Here is a 20,074-nt window from a genome sequence, read left to right on the forward strand (position 1 = left end):
ATAAATTAACTCTTTTATGTATGTTTTTCAAGTTGTAGAGTGAATGGTTTTAATGGCATTAATTACTCTTGCTAAATCTTCGTCCGTTAAATTAGAACCAGAAGGCAAACAAAGACCATGTAAAAATAAATTTTCGGCGACTTTACCACCAATACATTCATATTCAGAAAACACGGGTTGCAGGTGTAATGGTTTCCATACAGGACGAGCTTCAATTTGTTGTTTAGTAAGTTGGATGCGAATGTATTCTCGATCTGCACCAAAAGCTTCTGGGGTGATTGTTAAAGCCGTTAACCAGCGAGTAGAATAGCCAAAATCAGCTTCGGGCATAAATTCTATTCCTGGTATATTTCCCAAAGTAGATTGGTAAATTTCAAAGTTCCGCCGTCTAGCGGCTACCCTTTCATTTAAAACTTGTAATTGACCTCGACCAATACCTGCTAGAACGTTACTAAGACGATAGTTATATCCTATTTCTGAATGTTGATAATGGGGGGCAGGATCGCGGGCTTGAGTTGCTAAAAATTTGGCTTTGGTAATTAGTTGATCATCATCAGAAACTAGCATTCCTCCACCGGATGTAGTGATAATTTTATTACCATTGAAGGAGTAAATACCAAACCGTCCAAATGTACCGGGAGAAAGTCCTTTATAGGTAGCTCCTAAAGCTTCGGCGGCATCTTCAATTAACGGAATATTATATTGATCGCAAAGTTTGAGAATTGGTTCAATGTCCGCACTTTGACCATATAAATGTACAACTATAACTGCTTTGGGTAATTTACCAAAATAGGCGCGGTTTTGTAAAGCTTCCTGCAACAACTCTGGGTTCATATTCCAGGATATGCGATCGCTATCAATAAAAACTGGTTTCGCCCCTAAATAAACAATTGGATTAGCAGTAGCTGCAAAGGTTAAGGTGGAACAAAAAACTTCATCTCCTGATGTGACTCCAACTAATTGCAAAGCTAAATGTAAAGCCGCAGTTCCCGAACTCACAGCAGCCGCATAACTAGCACCAGTAACTTGACAAAATTCCTGTTCAAAAGCATCAACATGGGGACCTATAGGGGCAATCCAATTAGTGTCAAATGCTTCTTTGACAAATGCTAATTCGTAATTTCCTATGTGGGGGGTTGAAAGGAGAATTGGTTTATTCATCTGTATGACCTAAATAATGTGCTTGCTGCTGAGTAACTTGCATTTTCCATTGAGGCATTTTCCAGTGTTTAAATCAAACTCGTAGTGATGACCTAGACAGCGGAGAATTCCTCCGGGTAAAACCTCTCCCACCTCCTGCAAGTCAAAACCTGCATGGGGGCAATGGCGCTGTACTAAGTAATTATTTCCCTCGGCATGAATTGTCATTTGCTCTTGGGAATCCATGGAGTTTTCGTAATCCTCTACAGATTGTAGGGACTGGGGACAAGCAAATTTTAAGAGTCCTAAAAGATGGTCGTTGTAGATGTCTGGATTTCGCCATACCTGAAATCGCAAAGACAAAAAGAAGTCTTCCCAAGGCAAGGACCCATCTAACAAAGAAGGCAGCCATCTTGATGCAAAACGGTATCCATAGCTGCATTCACTCATCTCGTCATATACCCCTTCTAAACCTGGTCGAAAATCAACTGCCCATTTTCCCCCACCAGGTCCTGTGATATCAAAGCCAACTCGCATCCTGATTTTACTGTTGAAGTAAGGACTCATGGCCAAAAGACGCTGGAAATAGTCGCGGAATGGTAAGTAAAGAGATTCGGTAGGTTGAGGATAACGAGCCTTTAATGCTAGAAGATTGCCAGTTCTGGTTTCAGCATAGTTTTTTAGGTAGGAGGAGCGATCGCTAAAGCGAAAATCATCCCAGATAGGATCGGCTGCTTTTTGATTTGTAGTAATATCAAAAGCATCACCTGGTAGCAAAATCATAGTATTCTTAACTCCCTCCTGCCCTAGCCAGTCTACTACCTGCTGTTGATCTGGGAAAATTCCGGCTTCGATCTGTGCATTTACCCAAGTCAGTTCTGAATCAAGAAAACAGGGAGGACCGGCACAGGGGATAACTGTTACTGGTTCAACAATAGCGATCGCCCGTTCCATGTACTTAAATTTAGCTAGGCGCTTATTCTGGGAAAGTTCTCTTTTACGTTCTTCGGGGTACTCATAACAAATGGGATACCAAGAAGCCCCTGCTCCTTGCAGTGCTAACACATTAATTACTCCACCTACTTTGTTACGGATGCTGCTAAGTTGAGATCCTGACAAGCGAGCATCATTGAGATTAAGTAGAGTCTGCCCATCAGCAACAATGACCACCGCTGAGTCATGGTTCATTGGTGACTGTTCTGATACAAAGAAAATACTAATACTTCCAGCTATTTCTATTGGTTGCCACTGAGGTAATTCGATAATTTCCTTTAAACCGGCAGCAGCAATTTTTCTCTTTAAGACTGGTGAGGGATAGTGAGGAATAATAATAAGTGTATTTGCTGGTATTTGGGACAAAAACCAAGGGTCAAGGTGATCTAAATGCTCATGAGAAATAGCGATAGCCGTTGGTTGCAGCAGTGAGGGGGTGATCAAATGTTGGTTAGCTGGGTACTGAAACCATGAACCCAGAAACGCCCCTTCTGGTGAAAACCAAGGATCAATCAGCACTCTAGCATTTCGAGTTTCTACTTGTAAGCCTGCATGACCGAGAGAAATAATTTTCATACGGAATAGGGAATAGGGAATAGGGAATGTGTAGGGTTAATTCTCCGTAGTTACGCTGATCCTCTTTTGCCTCTTGCGTTAATTGTACTTTGCAATTTTTTATCCTCAATTTATGCCATTGTGGAGTGTATTAGTCTTTACAAATTAGTTTCCGTATTAATGAGAAGCACGATAAGCCGGAAAGAAATCTGATTTTAATAGCTGTTCGGGATGGATATTTAAGTATTTAGCTTGCAAATTGACTAGATGATAGTAATTATCTTCATCTGTGATTAAGCGCATAGTTAAAAAAGGATGTCTTTGTTGAGAAAACCCGGCTTTAAAGCGATAAAGATTGTCTTGAACACTGCCAACTCCTCCTCCCAAATGAAGTACCTCGTTACCATGCTCTTTTGCCCAAAAGCGAACATGATCAAACATCAACTTACTAGGAGCTTCCTTGAGGAAATCGGACTTTGTTCCTCCTAAATGATATTGAACAATACCACTACATTCTGTAAATAAACCAACGCAAGCAATTTGGTTATCCTGTTCAACAATACATAAATGAATTAATTTTTCTAATAGAGAAAGCTGGCGAAAGTAATTATCATCAAAATAATAGTATTTGCTTGCTCCTACTCTATCCATTGTTTCCTCATAAATAGCTATAAAATTGTCAATATTATGCTCGAAATTAACTATTTTAGCCTGAAAACCACGTCGTTTACATCTATTAATTTTATTTCGATGTTCAGGCTTTGTTTGCTGCCAAATTTCTGCTTCAGAAAGCTTCAAATTAATTGAAACTGTGTTACTATTGATTTGAAAAATTTCAGATGTAAAAATCTCATTCAATTCTTGATTAAGAATTGGATGAAGACGGAAAAAAGCAGAACAAATTTTTCTGGATTTCAGAACTTCTTTGAGTTGCTGCATCGCTAGATTGAGGAAATCTACTGATTGCATGGCTGTCTCACTCAGTAAAATTCCAGAATAGCCATAGGGTGAAATAATATCAAAAATCTCTCCTATGGTTAATTCTCTATTAATATCAATATCACAAGATCGCAGGAGATATGGAATGAAAAATATTTGATCATGATGGCTAATAATTATAGCTTCAGGTACAGCTTGAATCCGCTTTGCTTCTAATAATAAATATTCAGGTAAATGGTAAATATCATGCCGTAATTTTCTGAGTGTTTCCAGCCACAATGGATTAGCTACATCAATGATTTTAATTTTCATCATAGGAGTGTGGTTTATTTAAAATGGATAGTAAACTAAGTAGGTGAATACAATAAAACCAAAGTGTGTAAAGAAAAGTAAAATTGCCCAAAGCTTACTCACTCTTGCCTCTTGCCTTCCGATAACGACAATTTCCAATGCTAACCTACTTACTGATTTAAATTCGCTTTAAATTATTACTGCTTTGCGGAAACAACTGGGCTGGACTACCAATATAGACACCCATCTCTTTCGTACTCTTTAAAACCAACGATCCTGCACCAATTACAGACTCTTTTGCAATTACAATTCCGTCTCTAACTGTTGAATTACCACCGAAAAAACAGTATGGTTCGACAGTAACATAACCGGAGATGAGAACATGAGAGGCAAGAAAACAGTGATCTTTAATAACTGTATGATGTCCAATATGATTACCACTCCAAATAATGACGTTGTTTCCAACTTCCACAAATGGTTGAATTACGTTGTTCTCCATAATGAGGCAGTTATCACCTATAACTAATCCAGTCCAGATGCTGGCTTTAGAACTGATATAACTAATTAATCTGTATCCCTTCTCTTTTGCTTGATAATATTTAGCAGCTCTCAGTTTATTAACTTGTCGATAGCTAATTGAGACAAACATTTTGTATTCGTCTGGTGGAAATATGGATTGGACATCTTCAAAAGGCACTATAGGTAGACCAAATAAACTTTCTTCTTGTATGTGAGAGCGATCAACAGTAAATCCTACAACTTCATAGGGTGAATCATAAGTTAGATAATAGTAAACTACACTTGCTATTTGTCCATTACCAAACAAAATTACCTTATCCATTTTTACTTACCTATATAAATGAAATTTGTACATATTTCTCAATCAGTCCTAATCAAAATAAGTAGGTGAACACAATAAAACCAAACTGTGTAAAGAAACGTAAAATCCCCGAAAACTTCTTTACTCTTAGAGGGTGTTTGAAAAATTATCGTTGATGTATCAAATATTTTTACCCCTCCCTAACCCTCCCCTTTACAAGGGGAGGGAACTGGATTTTTATTGTTTCCCCTTGTAAAGAGGGGAAAGGGGGTAGCAATGTGATGAAAATTACGGAATACCACTTTTAAAAAATCCTCTTACCTTGCTATAACAACAATTTTCAACGCCAACCTACTTAATTACATAGGCGTTACAATTAAATCTTCTACTTCAATAATGATGCTACTCAGAGACAAGCCTACTCCAAACCCAGTCAGACACAGCCGACCACTAATTTTATTAATTCCTTGATTTAAGGCATAGCGATTAATAGCAATTGGGATAGATGCACTACTGGTATTACCTATTCCTTCTACCAAAATGGGAACTTTTTCTTCACTAAGCTTTAATTTTTTACGGATATAATCAACCATAAATTTATTAGCTTGGTGAAATATAAATAAATCAATATCTTCATTGATTAAATTACAATTTTTTAAAGCTAAGTTGACAATTTCAGGAACTTCCTTAATTGAAAATGAGAAAACAGCAGCACCATCCATAATTAAATCATTTTCACTTCTGTGGCTGCCGTCTTCTTGGATTTTTACAATTTTTGTATGTTCTGTAGTTGGTTTTTTTATACCACCAGCAGGAACTATTAATTTATTATAATCATCAGCAATAGTTCGCCAGCAAGCTGTTAGTCCTTTCCCTTGTTTATCAAATTCTAAAAGACACGCGGCTGCTCCATCACCAAATAACAACCTCTCTGTTTTATCTTGGGGATTTACTAACCTTGTCAGTGTATCTCCTACCACCAAAAGTCCACATTTAATATCACCATTATTAATTAATTTTCCTAGTACAATTAGACCATGGGTAAATCCAGCACAGCCAGCATTTATATCTAGTGTCAATACCTTTGTCTCTAATCCTAATTGGTGAGATAACAGAAATGAATTTCCAGGAATTAAATAATCTGGAGTTTGGGTAATACATACAAGACAGTCTATATTTTCTTTCCTAATATTTGTAGTTTTTAAAAGGTTTTCTACAGCTTGGGACATCAGATTAAAAGCTGTTACTCCCTCACCTGCCACTCTTCTGCTGTAAATACCAATTGTTTGACTAACTCTTTCTATTTCTTCATAACCTAACACATCAGATAATTCATGATTAAATTCAGTTTCTTGAGGTAAAGCGATCGCAATACCTCGCATACTGATATTAGGAATACTTGTTTTATTCATAGCATCTCCTTAACTTGAGAACGAATTTTTTTATAGCGATGATTGTGATGTTCATGAGAATTTAAGTAAACTTTAACTGGAATTTTGTAACTTTGTAACTTTGGTTGACAATAGGATTGAATGAGCTTTCTCATTTTCCGTTCATCAATTGATATATCTATTGGTTTAACTACAGCAACAACTATATTTCCCGTAATTGCATTTGGTTCACCAAAGACTGTTACTTCATCAATTTCCGGCATTTGGATTAAAATATTCTCTATTTCTTGTGGAAATACTTTCAAACCACCTACAATAATCATTTCTGATTGACGACCAAGTATTTTGAAGTAATCCCCTTTCATTTCAACTACATCACCTGTATTCAACCAGCCTTGATCATCAAACGGATAGGGAGCATTTAAATAACTAATCATAGCTGAATTAGTTTTGATCCAGAGAATATTATCTACTATTTTCACCTCGTAGTCTTCCCCACCTAATTTAACCCATTTACTATCAGAACTTTCACTTTTAGTGGGTAATATTCCTAATTCTGATAGTCCATAGGTTTGCTTTAATCTGACACCAGGGAAAGCATTAGCTAGGGCAGTTAATGTATTTTCTGGCATTACTTCTGTGCCATAACTGATGATTTTCAAAGAACTTACATCATAATTTTTATAAGACTCAGACATCAAAAGTAAATTTAGAAAAGTTGGAGAAACTGGTAACAACTCTATCTGACAATTTTCGATTAATTGGCAAATATTTTCCGGTCTTCTATCATTAGCTAATAGCGTTGTTCCTCCATTAGATAATTGGTATAATAAAGTATTGATTCCTCCAATATGATCCAGGGATAAAAATGCCAATGTATTGAAACTTTTTCCACCTTTAGTATATTTGGATAATAATTTTTCACAATCGTGAAGCATTCCTTTTGGCGTTCCTGTAGAACCAGAAGAGAATAAAATAATTCCCGCAGATTGCTGTTTTATAAAATCAGTCAGAATCTGATTATTTATAACGGCTTTCAAATCTTCTATTACCAAAGTTTCTGACTCTTCAATTGACAAAAGATACTGAATATTTGCTATATCAAAATATCTATTTTGTTCTTGCTGGTTAATTACACCTAAAGGGACTAAGATATTCTTGAGCCAAATGAGTGCGAAGAATAAAGCTATAATTTCCGGGGAATAATCTCCTCGAAAACCAACAATAGATTTTTCTATGCCTTCCTCTGATAAAATATAATACCAATATTTTATCCGTTCTAATAGCCAGTTGTAACTATAGTTTCGATGATTCAAGATTAAGGCATTTTGCTCACCATAATCTGCAAAATAGGATAAAAATCTCTCAAGATTATTCATGAAACACCTCCAAGATAAATAACTTGTCCTGTAATGTATTGACTGGCTTCACTAGCAAAAAAATCAATAACATTTTCAACATCTGGAAATTCACCCAAACGGCTTAAAGGCATTTTATTAACGAGACTTTGAATTTTTTCTGGAGATACTTTAGCAATCAAATCTGTCATAATTGGTGAAGGTCCAATGACATTAACTGTGATGCCAAATCTGGCGACTTCTCTCGCAAAAATTTGGGAAAATTGTTCAATAGCTGCTTTGCTAGATGCGTAAATTGCCTCTCCTTCAATGTGCATAGGAACAGCAACAGAACTAAAGTTAATAATTCTGCCATAGTTTTTCTTCATCATCAGCTTGGTACTTTCCCGCGACATATTGAAAACACCAACTATATTGATATCAAGTATTTCTTTAGCAACAGTTTCTGGCATCAACAGAGAAGGATTCATTGACGCTATACCTGCATTATTAATCAGTATATCTAAACGGCCAAACTTTTTTCTAATTTCTTTTAGAACTCCTTGAACATCATGAATATTAGTCACATCACCTCGATAATGATAGTATTGATTGTGCTGCAAAGATGATTCAGAACGAGCAAAACCACAAACAATAGCTTGTTGATCTAAAAAATGTTTTGCTAAATGAAGTCCAATACCTTTAGTTGTTCCAGTAATTAAAACAATGCGGTCTTGATAAAGACTATTCTCAACATTTTTCATAACAGATTACCTACTATATAATCTGTCAATGTACTAATGGATAAAAATGGACTTTTACCCTGAGACATAGTATGCTCATTGGCTAGGGTAATATTCAGATCAAATGTATCTGCGATATATTCTTCTATGATGACAATAATGTTAACAACGTGCATAGAGTCAAAAGGCGAATTTCCTCCTAAAATCCTCATTTTTTCATCTATATTTTCAGGTAAATTAATATTTGACTTATCTCCAACTTCTTGAAACGCTTTTTTGATTATTTTAACAACTTCTTCCCTGTTTACATCTAACATATTATTCTCCTTTTTTATGAAAATTACTTACAACTAATTATTTGATTTTCATTCACACAGACAAGATCAATGAGGTCTTTAATCGTTTTACTCTCGACAATAGCATTGACAGGAATAGGTCGGTTAGCATAACTATCAATGATTGATATTACCGATAATATAGCCACTGAGTCCCACGCATCTCCTAAGTTTTCTAGCACTGTTTCTTCCATAAGATTCGCGCTGTTAATTTCCAGATGATTTCCTAAAATTTCCAGCATCTTTTGGCGATTTATCATATTTACTCCTAGAAAATTCTCTTGTTTTAAACCTTTAGCTAAGTAATTGGACAAAAATATTTACAGTCATTGCGAGGGAAGGGAAGCAATCACAACCATTGGAATTGCTTCATTTCACTTCGTTCCATATGGCTAACGCAATGACATTGTGTAATTAATTCTGTCTCACTAATTAATAAATGCTTATCTACATTTATTAATTAGAGGGTGTTTGAAAAGTCATGATTGCTGGATCAAATATTTTACTCCTCCCTAACCCTCCCCTTACAAAGGTTACGGTGTACACACAAGTTATCGAATCACCATTATTCCTCAAATTACCCCACCCTCACCCTCACCTTACAAAGGGGAGGGAACTAATTTTTCCGGTTTCCCCCGGGGGATTAAGAGGGGTAATTTAACTTGTAGCCATAACCCAACACTCCTGATCATCTTCCCTCTAATGTTGGGTTATGCCTTCGGGACGCTATGCGAACACTTCGTTCAACCCAACCTACAAAAATTAAATTAATATTCTTGTCTATAAGGGAAGCGGTAGAACCACAATTACAAGATAATATACACTAAATACTTTGAAATAATCTTGTCAGTTTGGCACGATTTTGATCAAGAAATCACTGAATATCAATTGTAAATTTAAAACCTTAAATTTAGGGTAAAACATAATTTATACCGCCATTATGCAACGCTCAAAGTTCTCTATTTTTGTAACTACATTAATATTACTACTTAAACCAGTCCAGGGTTTTTAGATTTCAGGTAGGGGGGGTGGGGAGGTAGGGGAGGTAGGGGAGGGAAGAACAGAAGTTTTTTCCGATCATTACCCGTCAAAATAAATTTGACGAACTATTAGCAACTTAGATTGATATTGATATTGATCTGGACATAGCCACCAGATCAACTTTGCTATTATTAGATTTGTTCGCAAAAGGTTGCACTGAAATCTGCTGGGCGAGATCGGTTATAGTTGGAGAGCGGAACAAGCTAATTAAGGGTAAATCCACATTAAATGCTGAGAGAATTTCCCTAATTAATGTAACTGCCACTAAGGAATTACCCCCTAGATGAAAGAAATTGTCTTGAGTTCCCACTTGAGGTATCTGAAGCACTTTTTGCCAGATTTCCATGAGGGTTTGCTCAATATCGTTTTTAGGTATTGTTGTATTTACACTATCCTCAGCCTGAACAACTAATAGGGGAGCCGGTAAAGCCTTGCGATCAACTTTATGATTAGGAGTAAGGGGAAATTTCTCCAGAACAACAAAGTTAGAAGGAACCATATACTCAGGTAATAGAGAGAGCAAGTATTCTCGCATAGTTGCATGAGATGGCTGATACCCTGGATGTGGGAGTAGATAGGCTACAAGGCGCTGATCTCCGGGCATATCTTCACGAACGATAATCACGGCTTCCCGAACTGCTTCATGGCGGCTTAAAATCGTCTCAATTTCTCCCAATTCAATCCGGTGTCCCCGCACTTTTACCTGGAAGTCCATCCGTCCTAAGAATTCTACATTGCCATCTCTTCGGTAGCGAACTAGGTCGCCAGTTCGGTATAAACGAGCAGTGGCATCATCACTAAAGGGATTAGGTACAAACCTTTCCTGGGTTAATTCTGGTCTGTGCAAATAGCCTCGTGTCACCCCCTTACCGCCAATATATAGTTCACCAGGGACACCAACAGGCACATTTTGCTGATTCTTGTCGAGAATGTATAACTCCGTGTTGGCAATAGGACGACCCAGGGGAACTATACCATCAACTTCAGCTAGAGTATGGGTTGCTGACCAGATGGTGGTTTCGGTCGGACCATACATATTGTGAATCTGTCCGGGAATAATTTGCTGAAGTTGATTTGCTAAGGCTTCAGTCAAGGCTTCACCACCAACCATCATTTGCTGAAGTTGCCCCATAGCTTCGTGGTTAGCGGTTTCTGCCATCAATAAACCAGCCATAGAAGGGGTACATTGCAGGTGTGTTACCTGATGACGGTTGATGAGATCCGCTATAGATTCAATTTTGCCCTGTTCCCGATTCCCGATTCCCGATTCCCTGTTCCTTCCTGTTCCCGATTCCCTGTTCCCGATTTCCTGTTCCCTGTTCCCTGTTCCCTGTTCCCTTATTTGATAATTAGCCCGTGTCTTTAATTCATTCAGCAGGGGTAGTTGAGATAGCACCGTATCCGTATCTACCCCATAGTCAATCAGACAGGCAATTTCATTGATACCAACGGCTTTAATCCGATCAACCATCTGCAAACAGGTGTCCACAGTTCCAAATAGACCACTAGTTTCAAAGTACCGTTCAAAGGAGAAATCTAGGACTTCCGCCATATCTGGGTCAGATAGATGAGATACTGTAAACTGTCCTTTGTCGTTGGTGGTTTTCTGTTTAAAAGTGGGGAAAGACCAAGCTGCAAGCTTGATTAAATCGAGGGAACTAGCCAAGTATTGGCGCATGGGCTGACGGACAATTTCTTTGACAAGATCATCACTTTCTCCCACAAAAGTATGTATCATCAGGCTGACAATTCCCGCCCCAGAATGTCCGTTTTCTGTATAAGCCTGGCGATAGATGGCAATTTTGGCGGCTAACTCGTCTAAACTTTGCCCCAGTAAGTGAGTCAAAATATTAAAGCCTCTCGCTCCTGCCATTTGGAAGGTTTCGGGGTTGCCGGCGGCTGTAATCCAAACGGGAAGGGTGGGTTGAATGGGACGAGGTAGGGTTTGCACCTCGATGATTTCTCCTTTACCGTTGGGATAGGGTAGGGTTTCTCCGCGCCAAAGTGCCTGTACCTCCTCGATTTGCTGGAACATAATTTCCTTGCGGTTCTCGAAGGTTTGGGGAGAGAGGATAAAGTCATTGGGTTGCCAGCCAGTGCCAAAGGATATTCCTACCCGACCGTGAGAAAAGTTATCTACTAAAGACCAATCTTCTGTGAGTCGCACGGTGTTATGTAGGGGGGAAATACAGCTACCTGCACGAATTTGGATGTTTTTGGTGGTTGTGGCGATCGCTGCACTGCTGACTACAGGATTGGGGAATAAGCCACCAAAGGCATGAAAATGACGTTCTGGAGTCCAAACTGCCTTAAACCCATTGGCATCAGCAAATGTAGCTCCTTCAAACAAGAGCCGATACTTTTCCGCTGCATCTTGCCCTTGTTCATGGCTAGAAAAGTAAAAGAGACTAAAATCGGTATGTTGTAATTTATTTACAGCTATGGGTTGTTGGGACTTAGACTGCTGCCGTTCTTGTTTGGGGTTATAGATAACTACTTTAAATCCCCTAGCCAATGTCCAGAACAGTTCTAAGACGGAAATATCAAATGACAAACTTGTAACTGCTAACCATACTCCCGGTGGTTCATGGTCAATGACAGCATCCATACCCGTGAAGAAGTTAACCACGTTACGATGTTCTACCATCACACCCTTGGGTTTCCCTGTAGAACCGGAGGTGTAAATTACATAACTCAGATTTTCGGGCTTAACTCCACTATGGGGATTTGTGGTAGGTTGTTGAGTAATTTCTGCCCACAGCGTATCAATGGGGATAATGCGGGTCATCCCCAGATCCCCGACTTCTTTGAGAAGTCGGGGATCTTGATTAAGTTTTTCCTGGGTTAAGATGACGATCGCCTGGGAATCTTCTACCATGAAAGCCAGACGATCTGCGGGGAAATCGGGATCAAGGGGAAGATATGCCCCACCAGCTTTGTGAATTGCCAATAAGCCGATCATCATTTCTAGCGATCGCTCGATCTGAAGACCGACGATTACATCGGGACCAACCCCCTGTAGCCCTAGATAGTGGGCTAATTGATTGGCTTGTTCATTTAATTCTCGGTAAGTTAATTCTCGGTCTTGAAAGGCTACAGCGATCGCATCAGGAGTCCGCTCTACTTGTCCCGCAAATAAATCATGAATACATTTATCTGTGGGGAAGGGTTCGGCTGTGTCGTTCCAATCCACCAAAATTCGCTGTTGTTGGGCAATAGAAAGCAGTGGTAATTGATGCAGAGATTGTTGAGGATCTTCTATACAAGCGGTGATTAAAGTTTGAAGTTGCTGAACAATGGCTTTAGAGTCAGTGTTATTGAGTGACCCAGTATGCACTAATTCCGGTAAAGTTCCATCTTCATAAGCCACCAAAGCTATAGAAGCTCCCAGGGAGTGCCAATCTAGTTGATCAGGAGACGCAACAAGAGCGATCGCCACAGGCAGAAAATTATCATCGCTACCTCCATTCCCATCACCATGCAATTGTGGATAACGTCTCAACAGCGTATGTCTAAAGCTACCCAGACGAACGGCATCATCTAGGGCTTTTTCAAATCGCTGCTGAAAATCATGGAAAGACTCATTAACCTGAGTTTGCACGCGAAGAGGAACTCGTTGGGCAAATATTTCGGGGGCAATACTGCGCTGTGCATCGGTTTGCAGTCCCAGATCAAATTCCATTTCGGTTGTCAGTCGCGCACAGTAAGCAGCAAACATAGACAACAGAGATTTCGCTGCTACCTGCGCTGTTAACGACAAAATAGCATAGTGGTGCATGGAGATATCTAGGGTTTGACCAGATGTTGTCAATGGTAAATAGGGATGTCTAAAAGGAGCAAGCTGCATTAAACGTTCTGCCCAAGATTGCTCATGACGACAGATTGCCGCATTCCTCTGGCTAATTGCCTTTCTTGTCTTGGTATCAATTGCCGGTAAGATATCACCAACGCGGACACCATAATCTTCTTCTAACTGTTCTGGGGAAATATCCTTGCCGTTTAATGTGGTTAAACGACTCAACTCAACAGCCCCATCTATGGTAGCAATACACATCCCTTGGGAATCTAGTTTCAGCACTTGTCCAGGAGTACCGTACTCAGATGTCATTAACCGGGCAGACCCCACAACAATTACTCCGCCTGGTAGCCAGGTTTTGGTCAGACCCAGTTCATTGCGAGTTGAACCAAAATCTAAAGCTTTGACAAGATTGCAGATATCTTTGCTACTAACATCATAAGAGATCACAGAGGCAGCATCTGGGCGATCGCCGGGACTAAAATAACTCCGTTGAGAGAGGTCTTGAGGATACGGCTTGATAATATCTATGGCCAGTTCTTGTACCAGTTCCTCGAAGGAGTTGACTGCTGCATCAAAGCAGTTAACATTCAAAGTCAAAGCCGTATCATCTGGCCCAATTGGAACTATTCTTTGCTTGAAGATGGGACCTGCATCAACTTTTGAGACAATTTCGTGCCAGGTAACTGCGTGTTGGGTTTCACCATTCAGCAAAGCCCAAGAGGTCGCATACAAACCAGCATATTTTGGCAATGGCGCATCATGGTAGTTGATGCTTGCTTTTTTTGCCCGTCCAATTACATCCCCAGGAATGATCCATTGGGTGTTATTGATACTGAAAAGATAATCGTACTCAACGCCCAGGAGTGTTTTGTGAAACATGGAGCGAGAGGCAGCGTGGGTAATGCTATGTTCCTGAGACCACTTTTGTAATGAATTATCTGTTGAATACACTCCCAGCACTTGCCAACCTTTCTGTAACAAGATTTTCAAGCAACTCAAAGCCACAATACCATCGCCGACAACAAAACAGGAAAAGCTGGACATAATTTATGTATCCTCGTAAATCTGACACAAATCTTCTGGGTATGAATGAGAGATTTAGATAAGTAAGTTAGCGTTGATAAATTTATTTGCGGACAAATTAAGCCAAAAACTTTCTAAAAAAAATTCACTTGCCAGAATTTTACAAATTATTGAAATGACGGCTTTATATAATATTTGGTAACAGCAATTTTCAAGATTATTAGATATTCACTAAATTACTTGGCACGTCAAATTTTGCAGTTTCTCCTGGAGAGTAAACAGCCCCATCTTCCGTATTAGAAAGAATTATTGATCCCGCGCCAATAATATTTTCCTTGCCGATTTTGACGTAATTTCTGATAGTAGCATTCAAGCCAATAAAAGTATATTCTCCTACGTTCACTCCACCACCAAGCACGACATGAGAAGCAATGAAACAGTGATCATTAATGACAGAGTGATGCCCAATATAATTTCCACCTGTGAGAATACAGTTGTTACCAATGATGCTGAAAGGTTCGATAATGTTGTTTTCCAAGATTAAGCAGTTTTCGCCTACGGTTGTGCCATGATAGTATGCCTTAGAACTAACATAGGAAATAAAACTATATCCCCTTTTTTTAGCATTATAGTATTTTTCTGCCCGCAGCTTATTGAGATTTTCATAACCAAGAGGAATAAACAGTTTGTATTCTTTGGGTGAATAATATTTTTCTAGTTTTTGATAGGGTACAACTGGTAAATCATGGAAACTTTCTGCTTGAATATGGTCTTCATCAACAGTAAATCCAACTATCTCATATTCAGAATCGTGCTTGAGATAAAAGTAAATAGTTTCTGCAAAAGGCCTGTTTCCAAAAATAACAACTTTGTCCATAAAATTCTCATTCTTTATTTTAAGTAGGTGAACACAATAAAACCAAAGTGTGTAAAGAAAAGTAAAATCGCCCAAAGCTTCTTCACTCTTGCCTCTTGCCCTCCCATAACGACAATTTTCAATGCTAACCTACTTATATCTAAACCTGACCTTTAAAATCCCCAGCAGTTGCATATCCTTCCTGATTTATATTTTCACGCTTCAGCACTTTCCAGACTGTTAACAAGAGGATTTTGAAATCTAACCCAAGACTCCAATCGTCAATATAGGAAACGTCTAACTTAAATTTTGTTTCCCAGCTAATAGCATTGCGTCCATTGATCTGAGCTAATCCTGTGATACCAGGTAACACTTCATGTCGTCGTGCTTGTTCGGGAGTATAAAGTTCAAGATACTCCACACGTAAAGGACGTGGACCAACAAAACTCATATCACCTTTGAGAATATTCCACAGTTGAGGAAGTTCATCCAAACTAGTTTTTCTCAGAAATTTACCAAGAGATGTCAGGCGTTTTTCATCAGGTAATAAATTACCTTCCTCATCTTTTTCATTGGTCATAGTGCGGAATTTGTAGAAATTAAAAACCCGAGCATCTTTACCTGGACGAGGTTGGTTAAAAATAACCGGACGACCATCATGTAAATAAAGAGCGATCACAATTACTAGCATTAAAGGAGAAAGAATAATTAAGGCTATAATCGCCATAAGTTTATCTAATCCAGACTTAATCAATCTGCTGATTAGATGATGCCTCCGAAAATTTTCAGTCATCATGAATAAACCTTGTATTTAAAGTAATTAAAAACCGCTCAAAACCTGGATTAAACCCAGGAGAATTTTCCAGATAAAACTCAATGCAGAGATGTTGCTTGATCTTTGCATATCTGTTTTATTTGGATTATAAGGAGATTTTAATTGGCATTATTAGTTTGTTCTAACTTGCTAATTGTTAGCAATAATAAACAAATTTTTAGCCATCATCTAGTCATTTCGGCAATGCTTTTCAGCAACTGATATTAATTTTGATTTAAACACTGAATTATTAACAACAGAATTCCCATTTCTCACCTGTTTAATAATCAGTTCATTAGTTGAACACAATAAAACCAACCTGTGTAAAGAAACGTAAAATCGCTGAAAACTTCTTTACTCTTGCCTCTTTACTCTTGCCCCTTACCCCTTCCCTCTTGCCTCTTGCCTTGCTATAACGACAATTTTCAACGCCAACCTACTTAATGCTTAATTCTTGATAGTATTTTGTCAGTCTTTCAAATACAAAATCTTCATTATATTCGGTTGTTACTCTCCTCCGTCCTTCATTACCATAGGCTTGCCGCAATTCGGGATTAGATAACATAATTGCCAATGCCTCGGCTAATTTATCACTATCTTGAGAAGGCACAATTAAACCTGTTTTTTCCTGTAATACTGCTTCTCGACATCCCCGAATATCTGTAGTCACAACTGGTAAACCCATCGCCATTGCTTCTAAAATAGATCGGGGTAATCCTTCATGAGTAAAAGTAGGTAAAGTAAAGACATCTAAAAGACCTAAAACTTCTGGTATATCTTGGCGTTTGCCTGTGAGTGTAACGTGATTCTCAATTCCCAGATTGCGAATTTTTGCTATTAGTTCTGTTTGGAAAGGTTCAGGATCTGAACTAAGTTGACCCCCAATTATCAGAATATGTAAATTAGGAAATTTATCCACTAATTTAGCAGTAGCTTCTATCAGGTATCCACCACCTTTTTTTCGAGTTAACCGCCCAATTGTACCAACAATTAAATTCGCGGTTGTTGGAATACCTAAAGATTGCCGTAATTCACTCTGATGAATGGGATTGAGTCGCTCACGGTGGAAGCGATCAATATCTATACCGTTGCCTAAATAAGCCAGTTTTTCAGGTGGACAAAGACCGAGTTTTTTAGCAGTGCTAATATCTTCATAATTTTGGCTGAGAATTAAATCAGTGATTAAAGCAGTCAGCTTTTCAACTATAAAGTAAAAGTAATACTGGGTAGGAGTGGATAAATCATGAAATGGCAGCCCATGGGAAGTGTAAACAATTCGTTTAACCCCAGCAATTTTAGCTGCAATCCGTCCTAAAACAGCAGCAATTGGTGTATGGACATGGACAAGATCATATTGATTTTGCCGAATAACTTTTACAAGGTGATAAATACTTTTTAAGTTGGAAACTAACGATATCTTGCGGTCAATTTTTACAGCATATACTGTGTATCCATTCTTTTGTAATTTTTCTACTGCCTTTCCTGGAGAACAGGCTATACCAACCTCAAACTTTTGCGATAAAAAGTATTTTATCTGAGGTAGTAAAAGTCCCTCCGCCGTATCACCAATTGCACAAATATGTAAGATTTTCATATTTCTGTCTGTGGTCTTTGCTATTATTAAAATTTATAGAAACAGGGGATTTTTTAAACTTGGTAATATGAACGATACCATTTCACAAATCGCTCGATTCCCACCTCAATTGAGGTATTCGGTTTAAAACCCACATCTGTTACTAAGGCATCAACATCGGCATAGGTTTCTGGCACATCACCAGGTTGCATGGGAAGCAAATTTTTCTCTGCTTTGATTCCCAAGCAATTTTCTAAGGTTTCGATAAAGTGCATTAATTCAATCGGCTGATTATTACCGATATTGTAATTTTTGTATGGTGCATAACTTGTAGCAGGATCTGGTGCATTTTCTGACCAATGAGGATTTGATACAGCCACTTGATCAAGAACACGAATTACACCTTCCACAATGTCATCAATATAAGTAAAATCACGCTTCATTTTACCGTAATTAAAGACATCAATTGGTTGTCCTGTTAAAATTGCTTTAGTAAACAGAAACAATGCCATATCAGGACGACCCCAAGGTCCATAAACTGTAAAAAATCGTAATCCCGAAGTCGGCAAGTCATACAAACTACTGTAGGTATGTGCCATTAATTCGTTGGCTTTTTTGGTAGCTGCGTACAAACTCACGGGATGATCTACATTGTCATGAACGGAGAAGGGAATTTTTGTATTTGCACCATAAACTGAACTGGAAGAAGCAAATACTAAATGTTGGACGTTTGTATGCCGACAACCTTCGAGAATATTCACAAATCCCACTAAATTACTATCTACATAAGCATGGGGATTTTTTAAGGAATAACGGACTCCGGCTTGTGCAGCTAAATTAACGACTTTATCAAAACTAGATTGAGCGAATAATTTGGGGATGCCTTCTCGGTCTGCTAAATCCAATAAATGAAAGCTAAAGTTGGGGTTTGCTAAAAGTTGCTCTAATCTGTCTTTTTTTAAGGTAACATCGTAGTAATCGTTGAGGTTATCTAAACCTACAACTTGATCACCTCTTTCTAGTAAGCGTTGACTGAGGTGAAAACCAATAAAACCAGCCGCACCTGTAACTAAAATTTTTGCCATAATTTCACCTTTTATAAACTCCAATAATTAACATTTGTCGGTATATCCCCAGGTTCAAATATTGATTTGATATCCATGAAGATTCCACCTGGACGAATATGAGCAAATAGTCTCTCTGCTGGCATTTCTAAATATTCTTGATGGGGAACTGCTAAAATTAAGGCATCAAGATATGTAAGTTCTTTCCAATCAGATAATTGAATACCATATTCATGGACTGCATGACTATTTTCCGCTAAAGAGTCATGTACTAGGGGGTCAATCCCAAATTGTTGCAATTCATGAATGATATCGGGAATGCGACTATTTCTTAAATCTGGGACATTTTCTTTAAAGGTAAGTCCCAAAATCCCCACTCGCGCATTTTTGATTGTCACATTGGCTTCTACAAGCAGTTTCACCAACCGACTCCCCAAGAATTGACCCATGTTGTCATTAATCCTTCTACCGGCGAGAATTACCTGGGGATAATAACCAACTTGTTGGGCTTTGGCTGTGAGATAGTAAGGGTCTACACCGATGCAGTGACCCCCCACAAGACCTGGAGTGAAGGGTAGAAAATTCCACTTTGTCCCCGCAGCGGCTAAGACATCACGGGTGCGAATATTCAGGCGATCGCAAATTATTGCTAGTTCATTCATCAAGGCAATGTTAAGATCCCGTTGGGTATTTTCAATGACCTTAGCCGCTTCAGCTACTTTAATTGATTGAGCGCGGTAAACACCAGCTTCAACAACAGAACCGTATATATTGGCGATTTGTGCCAATGTTTCTGGGTCTTCACCTGCGACAACTTTAACAATTTTTTCTAAGGTATGAGTTTTATCACCTGGGTTAATTCGTTCGGGAGAATAGCCTAATTTGAAATCAACGCTCTGTTGTAAATCAGATACCCGCGCCAGAACACTACCACAAACTTCTTCTGTCACTCCTGGGTAAACGGTGGATTCATAAACTACGACATCACCTTTTTTAAGGACTTTACCAATGGTTTCTGAGGCTTTAATCAGTGGAGTCAAATCAGGAACACGGTTATTATCAATTGGCGTAGGGACGGCGACAATAAAGAAGTTACAATCAGCTAAATCAATTGGATCACAAGTTATTTTGAGAGATGTATTTTTGAGTTCATCACTGGCAACTTCACCTGTGAAATCTATGCCTTGATTTAATGCAGCAATTTTTTCCTGATTAATATCAAACCCAATTGTATTGGGAAATTTTTTGGCAATTGCTAAAGCCACAGGTAAACCGACGTAGCCAAGACCAATGACTGCGATCTGATTCATGTTTCTATTTCCTTAAGGGAATTTGAAAAATTTTTGCTTGTTTAACAGGT

Annotated in this window: 15 protein-coding genes; all 15 read right to left on the bottom strand. The window is 38.5% G+C overall.

Annotation, left to right across the window (positions count from 1 at the left end; all coding sequences use genetic code 11):
- Positions 1-27 precede the first annotated feature (27 nt).
- Positions 28-1,161, bottom strand: a complete 1,134-nt coding sequence (locus NG743_RS14080; protein ID WP_257120285.1) for an aminotransferase class I/II-fold pyridoxal phosphate-dependent enzyme — start codon at positions 1,159-1,161, stop codon at positions 28-30.
- 9 nt (positions 1,162-1,170) lie between these two features.
- Positions 1,171-2,709: an MBL fold metallo-hydrolase gene (locus NG743_RS14085; protein WP_257120286.1), complete on the bottom strand. Its 1,539-nt coding sequence runs from the start codon at positions 2,707-2,709 to the stop codon at positions 1,171-1,173.
- A gap of 156 nt (positions 2,710-2,865) precedes the next feature.
- Positions 2,866-3,942, bottom strand: coding sequence for a GNAT family N-acetyltransferase (locus tag NG743_RS14090; protein WP_306459776.1), 1,077 nt, complete (start codon positions 3,940-3,942; stop codon positions 2,866-2,868).
- A 154-nt stretch (positions 3,943-4,096) separates the two neighbouring features.
- Positions 4,097-4,759: an acetyltransferase gene (locus tag NG743_RS14095; protein WP_257120287.1), complete on the bottom strand. Its 663-nt coding sequence runs from the start codon at positions 4,757-4,759 to the stop codon at positions 4,097-4,099.
- A 338-nt stretch (positions 4,760-5,097) separates the two neighbouring features.
- Positions 5,098-6,150 carry a 3-oxoacyl-ACP synthase III family protein gene (locus tag NG743_RS14100; protein ID WP_257120288.1) on the bottom strand — a complete coding sequence of 351 codons (1,053 nt, stop codon included), beginning with the start codon at positions 6,148-6,150 and terminating at the stop codon, positions 5,098-5,100.
- The gene (locus NG743_RS14105; protein WP_257120289.1) at positions 6,147-7,508 is read right to left on the bottom strand and encodes a long-chain fatty acid--CoA ligase; all 1,362 of its coding nucleotides are present in this window, start codon (positions 7,506-7,508) and stop codon (positions 6,147-6,149) included. The genes NG743_RS14100 and NG743_RS14105 overlap by 4 nt, the downstream gene beginning before the upstream one ends.
- Positions 7,505-8,230, bottom strand: coding sequence for an SDR family NAD(P)-dependent oxidoreductase (locus NG743_RS14110; RefSeq protein ID WP_257120290.1), 726 nt, complete (start codon positions 8,228-8,230; stop codon positions 7,505-7,507). Before NG743_RS14110 ends, NG743_RS14105 begins: the two co-directional genes overlap by 4 nt.
- Complete coding sequence (locus tag NG743_RS14115) at positions 8,227-8,526, bottom strand: hypothetical protein (RefSeq protein ID WP_052149996.1); 300 nt, start codon at positions 8,524-8,526, stop codon at positions 8,227-8,229. The genes NG743_RS14110 and NG743_RS14115 overlap by 4 nt, the downstream gene beginning before the upstream one ends.
- A 23-nt stretch (positions 8,527-8,549) precedes the next feature.
- Positions 8,550-8,858 (bottom strand): hypothetical protein, encoded by a 309-nt coding sequence (locus tag NG743_RS14120; RefSeq protein WP_257120291.1) that lies wholly within the window; start codon positions 8,856-8,858, stop codon positions 8,550-8,552.
- Positions 8,859-9,661: 803 nt separating this feature from the next.
- Complete coding sequence (locus tag NG743_RS14125) at positions 9,662-14,428, bottom strand: MupA/Atu3671 family FMN-dependent luciferase-like monooxygenase (RefSeq protein WP_257120292.1); 4,767 nt, start codon at positions 14,426-14,428, stop codon at positions 9,662-9,664.
- 199 nt (positions 14,429-14,627) lie between these two features.
- Positions 14,628-15,284, bottom strand: a complete 657-nt coding sequence (locus tag NG743_RS14130) for an acetyltransferase (RefSeq protein ID WP_257120293.1) — start codon at positions 15,282-15,284, stop codon at positions 14,628-14,630.
- A 139-nt stretch (positions 15,285-15,423) separates the two neighbouring features.
- A complete protein-coding gene (locus NG743_RS14135) occupies positions 15,424-15,990 on the bottom strand; it encodes a sugar transferase (protein WP_306459777.1) in 567 nt (188 codons plus the stop codon).
- A gap of 523 nt (positions 15,991-16,513) precedes the next feature.
- Positions 16,514-17,671: a glycosyltransferase family 4 protein gene (locus NG743_RS14140; RefSeq protein ID WP_257120294.1), complete on the bottom strand. Its 1,158-nt coding sequence runs from the start codon at positions 17,669-17,671 to the stop codon at positions 16,514-16,516.
- Positions 17,672-17,724: 53 nt separating this feature from the next.
- On the bottom strand, positions 17,725-18,735 hold the full coding sequence (locus NG743_RS14145; protein WP_306459778.1) for an NAD-dependent epimerase: 1,011 nt from the start codon (positions 18,733-18,735) through the stop codon (positions 17,725-17,727).
- 11 nt (positions 18,736-18,746) lie between these two features.
- Positions 18,747-20,024, bottom strand: coding sequence for a nucleotide sugar dehydrogenase (locus NG743_RS14150; protein WP_257120295.1), 1,278 nt, complete (start codon positions 20,022-20,024; stop codon positions 18,747-18,749).
- Positions 20,025-20,074 lie beyond the last annotated feature (50 nt).

The sequence above is a fragment of the Dolichospermum heterosporum TAC447 genome (assembly GCF_024584745.1).
In the GTDB taxonomy this organism is placed as follows: domain Bacteria; phylum Cyanobacteriota; class Cyanobacteriia; order Cyanobacteriales; family Nostocaceae; genus Dolichospermum; species Dolichospermum heterosporum.

Coding starts and splice junctions, on each gene's coding strand:
- NG743_RS14080 (WP_257120285.1), bottom strand. CDS start 1,161: ATGAATAAACCAATTCTCCTTTCAACCCCCCACATAGGAAATTACGAA.
- NG743_RS14085 (WP_257120286.1), bottom strand. CDS start 2,709: ATGAAAATTATTTCTCTCGGTCATGCAGGCTTACAAGTAGAAACTCGA.
- NG743_RS14090 (WP_306459776.1), bottom strand. CDS start 3,942: ATGATGAAAATTAAAATCATTGATGTAGCTAATCCATTGTGGCTGGAA.
- NG743_RS14095 (WP_257120287.1), bottom strand. CDS start 4,759: ATGGATAAGGTAATTTTGTTTGGTAATGGACAAATAGCAAGTGTAGTT.
- NG743_RS14100 (WP_257120288.1), bottom strand. CDS start 6,150: ATGAATAAAACAAGTATTCCTAATATCAGTATGCGAGGTATTGCGATC.
- NG743_RS14105 (WP_257120289.1), bottom strand. CDS start 7,508: ATGAATAATCTTGAGAGATTTTTATCCTATTTTGCAGATTATGGTGAG.
- NG743_RS14110 (WP_257120290.1), bottom strand. CDS start 8,230: ATGAAAAATGTTGAGAATAGTCTTTATCAAGACCGCATTGTTTTAATT.
- NG743_RS14115 (WP_052149996.1), bottom strand. CDS start 8,526: ATGTTAGATGTAAACAGGGAAGAAGTTGTTAAAATAATCAAAAAAGCG.
- NG743_RS14125 (WP_257120292.1), bottom strand. CDS start 14,428: ATGTCCAGCTTTTCCTGTTTTGTTGTCGGCGATGGTATTGTGGCTTTG.
- NG743_RS14130 (WP_257120293.1), bottom strand. CDS start 15,284: ATGGACAAAGTTGTTATTTTTGGAAACAGGCCTTTTGCAGAAACTATT.
- NG743_RS14135 (WP_306459777.1), bottom strand. CDS start 15,990: ATGGCGATTATAGCCTTAATTATTCTTTCTCCTTTAATGCTAGTAATT.
- NG743_RS14140 (WP_257120294.1), bottom strand. CDS start 17,671: ATGAAAATCTTACATATTTGTGCAATTGGTGATACGGCGGAGGGACTT.
- NG743_RS14145 (WP_306459778.1), bottom strand. CDS start 18,735: ATGGCAAAAATTTTAGTTACAGGTGCGGCTGGTTTTATTGGTTTTCAC.
- NG743_RS14150 (WP_257120295.1), bottom strand. CDS start 20,024: ATGAATCAGATCGCAGTCATTGGTCTTGGCTACGTCGGTTTACCTGTG.